Genomic DNA, 4,496 nt, shown 5'->3' on the forward strand with positions numbered 1-4,496 from the left:
GGCTTCCTGTTCACTGGCATAGAATATACCGGGTCGTTCGTCAGCCTTGCGAAACCGGCTGGCAATGCGGTGACCATAGCGAAAGGGTGATCCGAGAAGATAATGCAGTCCTTGTGCTGCCTTTGGCAGATCAGGCTTTGCATCCTCCACCAGTTCTTCAAGGCGGGATTGGTCTTCGAGATTATCTGCAAGGCGATTGGTAGAGATACGGTGCTGCGCTTCAACCACACGCCAGACTGTCCGGCGATAGCGCCGGAACTCAGACGCGAGCGCGGTGGGCGTCCACATAATCACATACGGTCATCAGGCCTTTGAAACTGTCGATCAGGTCAATCGGTTTGGCGCCCAGATCAAGATTATGGGATGTAAGCCAGGATTTGGCCGCCTTGTCATCGCTGCCCAGCAATGCATCAAGACTGCGGAACAGACGCAGCAGAAACTGGCCAGCTTCAAAGGATTTGGAGGCAGGATCGAGTTTGGTCTGATCGGAGCGTAAACGGGATATGGTAGCGCCGGACAAACCCAGTATCGCGCCCAGCTTGGCGTTGCTCAAGCCCCAATATTCTGCAATTCTGGCAACCGCGGTCGTCAGAATTCTGTCATCATCTGATTTGGTTTTTGGCAATCTGCTTGCCATCACATACCCTTTCATTTGAATATATTTATCTATAATCATTCATTTGAATATTTGCAAGTATTTTCGATATTCTGAACATCCGCTCGCTATGCGGCTTCCGCCAGCTCATCATCAGCTTCCTCGGCCAATGCAGCATCGTAGCCACCCAGCTTCAGAAGCAAGCTCGCCGCCTCCTCGGCGCGCGCAGCAGCGGTCAGCATTGCGCGGTCATCATTTTTGAGCAGTTTGAGCCAGCTCGCGATATAGCTGGCATGATTGTCGAGATGACTGACCGGCAAGCCCAGTTCTGCGCCCAGGATTGCGCTAGACAGTTCTGCTACCAGTTCTTCCGCTGCATAAGCAGCGCTTCGAAAACGGTTTTTGAGATTGCGGTTCAAACGTAATTTATGACCAGTCCAGTGCGAGCATTCATGCGCGAGCGTCGCGTAATAATGATCATAACCATAAAACAAATGCGCCGGCGGCATGGTAATCCGGTCGAGCAGAGGTTCGTAATAAGCGGCACTTCCGGTTTCCCGGATATTGGCACCGACAGACTCAAAGAAACTATCTAGCGCTGCCTCCCTGCCCTCCGGTTCAATCTCTTGTACTTCCAGTTTAGGGTAATAGCGTTCGGGCAGATTATCGCATTGATCGGCATTGAAGATAGCATAGGATTTGACGACGCGGCGTGTTTCTGATTCCTGATCCTCACCAGTGCTGGCTTCGATCTCTTTTGTATAGCTTTTGTAGAAGATGGCGATGGTCGATTTTTCTCCTTTACGCACCTGCCCGCCCAAAGCGGCGCATTGCCGGTAGGTCATCCAGTATGGGGATAGAAAACCGCCAGCTTCCGCTACCATCCAGAGCCAGAAGGTGTTCATGCCGCGATAGGGCGTTCCGCAGTGCCTCAGCGGCCGCGAAACCGGAAGGCCTCGCCACGGCTGGACCCAAGGCTTGGTTCCTTCTTCCAGATTTTCGATAATGGCAGCCGTGATCCTTGCGGCCGGCGATATCTTCGGTGAGCGATGTGATCTTTTGGGCATGTCTATTCTCCTGAATATATCCAGCAAAATTGCCGGATCAGACAGGCCCAAGCCCCCTCTCCTCTTGCGTTCGAACGGACGCAAAAATCCTAAAATAAAAGAAGCGACTTGCCTTGAAAGGCAAGCCGCTTCAGCCAGAAGACCACCTGCCAGGAGGAGGATCAGGCAGCCTTGTCGGCTATCTCTGGAATATCTTCTGATGCGCCAGCTTCCGAAGTTTCATCTTCTAAAACCTCGTCAGCCGCAGACAAATCAGCAAAGCGCATCGCATCGGGTACCCACTGCGCAGCTTGCTGTTTGACCTCGGCCTCTGCGATGAAGTTTCCGGAGAAGATGCGCTCGGCCGTTGCAGCAAGATCGGCCTTTTTGGAAGTGCCGTAGCGGTTTGAAAGTTCTAGACCGCCGACTTCTTGCATTCCGCCAAGCGTTTTGGCCTTGGGTACTCGGTCAAAATAATTGGCCGCAGTCGGACGCCACCAAGCCGCCATATCGATTTCCAAGATACCGCCCAGATAATCGTGCAGTGAGACTTGCCGGTCGCCTTCAACATTCAGGCTGGCAACCAGCGTTCGCGAGACAACATGGCCGAGCCACGCACTGCGCGCATCATCACTCATTGCCCGAAATGCTACAAAACGCTCGACATCAGTAGTGCCAGCTTTCCAGCTTTCATCCAGTGACCCGCGCAATTCCGCCAGGCTTGCACTAGCCGGTGCATCCTTTGCCTCGAAATTATGCGCCGGACCATTTGCAACAGGGCCCTTGAGAGTCGATGCCTCCTGTGCCTGCCAGTCATGGCTGTCGCTATCCGCAAGCGTGAAGATCATAAAATCGAGCGCGAGCGCCGGATCGCTGGCCACATGAAGCGACAAAATATCACGCCGCTGCATCGCCAGTTCATCGACGAGGCGTTTCGAAAGCGCTGCGCGCTTGGGTTTAGCGGCCTCGCCTTCCTCGACCAGCTCAACGCCTTCCTCTTCGACCGGGGCATCGGCCTTTTCGGTATAATATTGGGGAACCAGTGTCGGTACGCCGTCATCGCCAAGCGCCAGAAAAGCGCCTGCTTCGCTGCGAAGCGCATCGGCCAGAACTGGCTTGCGATCATTGAGCGCGCGCATTTCCTGTTCGATTTCCGACACTCGTTTTTCGGCCGCGAACACATCATCTTCGCTGCTGTCTTCATTTTCGAGGATGACAGCTTCGCCGTCATATTCGATTTCCAGTTCAGACAAACGCGCGATAGCTTCTTCCCTAAGCGGTTCAAGCTCGGTAGGAAGCCGGTTCAAACCTTCGACAAGTTCATGCGAGACATAACAGTCAAGCGTTGGCTTTACCCAGGCAAGACCATGCTGGTCTTTGACCTCATCGGCCCGCCATTCCATTTTCTCCGCGGCCAGGCGCTCAAGAAGCGCGACATCAACCCAGCTTTCACTTTCATCATCATCGAAGAGTTCTCGGTCGATTTTGCCGCCTGCCGCAAGATAAGCATCGCGTCCGACGAGAACAGCGCGGGGATCACTGGCCAAAACACTGGCGTCCAGAACCATTCGCCGGATGCTGTCGGGTGTAATTTGATAATAAGCGCCAGAAACTTCCTCGAACACTTGGGCCTGACGTTCGACATCCGAGGTCGCTCCATAAGCTTTTGCAATATCGAGCGTGATGTCACCGCTTGCCAATGCTTTAAAAACCACTGGTGCCAGCTTGGCGAGACGCAATCGCCCTTCGACAAAGCGAACCGTTTGACCAAAACGAATGGCTACGTCTTCGATACTGGCTCCGTCGTCAACAATATCCTGAAACGCCTCGGCTTCATCGGCTGGATTGAGTTTTACGCGCTGGAAATTCTCAGCCAGACTGATTTCGCGAATTTCATGCGCTTCGCCGTTTTTGACCAAGCATGTAATCGGCTCGGTCTTCTTAATCGCTTTGTCCTTGGCAAGAGCCTTCAACTGTTTGAGACGCCGGCCACCTGCCGTGACCTCAAATTTACCCCGCGCAATCGCGTTAACGACGAGGTTTTGTAACAATCCTCGCGCGGCAATATCCGCCTTCAGCCATGCATCGGCCGCCGGATCAGAACGCTTGCGGACGTTTTCTTGGATTCAACGAGCTTGTTGAGTGGAATAGATTTGAACATTTTATAACTCCTGATTGATCGAACCAACGTTCTTCGGCGACCATCGCCAAAACCGGGTTCAAAAGAGCCAAGCCTCCTCCCCTCTCATTGCCCGGGGTAACAGGTTGGCTTTCTGATTGATTGCAATTGAAGGAGAGCGGGATTGCTCAGGCCCCCAGTTTTTCCAGTATCTGCGCTGCTTCATTCACTGGAACAAAAAGACGCGTGCGGTAACGGATAATCTCGGTAAAACAGCCTTTGGATTTATACCAGTCGAGCCGCTCGGCTGAAAAGCCCGTCAGTTCCAATCGCTGGCTGCCGTTGATCAGCGAGCGTTTGGCCATAAGGTCATCATGACTTTGAACTGAAAACGGCTTGCCGCTTTGCATGACCATTTCCGCAACACGGGACGGATTGATTGTCTGGTTCATGTCGAGACCAAAGGCGCGGGAAAGATCAGCCATATCAAACTCGGAAATTTCGCGGCCAATGATTGAGCGCCCGTCGCTTGCCGCAATGCGGGTGACACGGACAAACGCTCCAGGAATTTTGTTCCAGACTGGCAGTAGTAAACCGGTGACAAGATGTACGCGTTCATGGGCCGTTTCCATCGCCGCTTGTTCTTCCTCATCCAACCAGCCTTTTCGGAAGCTTTTGAAATCGACCTGCTCCCAAAGACTTTCCGACAAAGCTTCGAGAGTCCAGTTTACCGATT

At 53.1% G+C, this 4,496-nt stretch carries 3 protein-coding genes and 2 pseudogenes; all 5 read right to left on the minus strand.

All coding sequences use genetic code 11. The annotated features are described in order from the left end of the window. Positions 1 to 228: pseudogene (locus C8024_RS03860) on the minus strand (RES domain-containing protein); the annotation flags it as partial. Between the two features lie 31 nt (positions 229 to 259). Then, positions 260 to 637 (minus strand): antitoxin Xre/MbcA/ParS toxin-binding domain-containing protein, encoded by a 378-nt coding sequence (locus C8024_RS03865; protein WP_173203001.1) that lies wholly within the window; start codon positions 635 to 637, stop codon positions 260 to 262. 86 nt (positions 638 to 723) lie between these two features. Then, complete coding sequence (locus C8024_RS03870) at positions 724 to 1,662, minus strand: ArdC family protein (RefSeq protein ID WP_173203003.1); 939 nt, start codon at positions 1,660 to 1,662, stop codon at positions 724 to 726. A gap of 161 nt (positions 1,663 to 1,823) precedes the next feature. After that, positions 1,824 to 3,802, minus strand: a pseudogene (locus C8024_RS03875) (ParB/RepB/Spo0J family partition protein). A gap of 146 nt (positions 3,803 to 3,948) precedes the next feature. Further along, positions 3,949 to 4,416, minus strand: coding sequence for a hypothetical protein (locus C8024_RS19950; protein ID WP_217271974.1), 468 nt, complete (start codon positions 4,414 to 4,416; stop codon positions 3,949 to 3,951). Positions 4,417 to 4,496 lie beyond the last annotated feature (80 nt).

Origin of the sequence: Sphingopyxis sp. BSNA05, assembly GCF_013265645.1 — a bacterium.
In the GTDB taxonomy this organism is placed as follows: domain Bacteria; phylum Pseudomonadota; class Alphaproteobacteria; order Sphingomonadales; family Sphingomonadaceae; genus Parasphingorhabdus.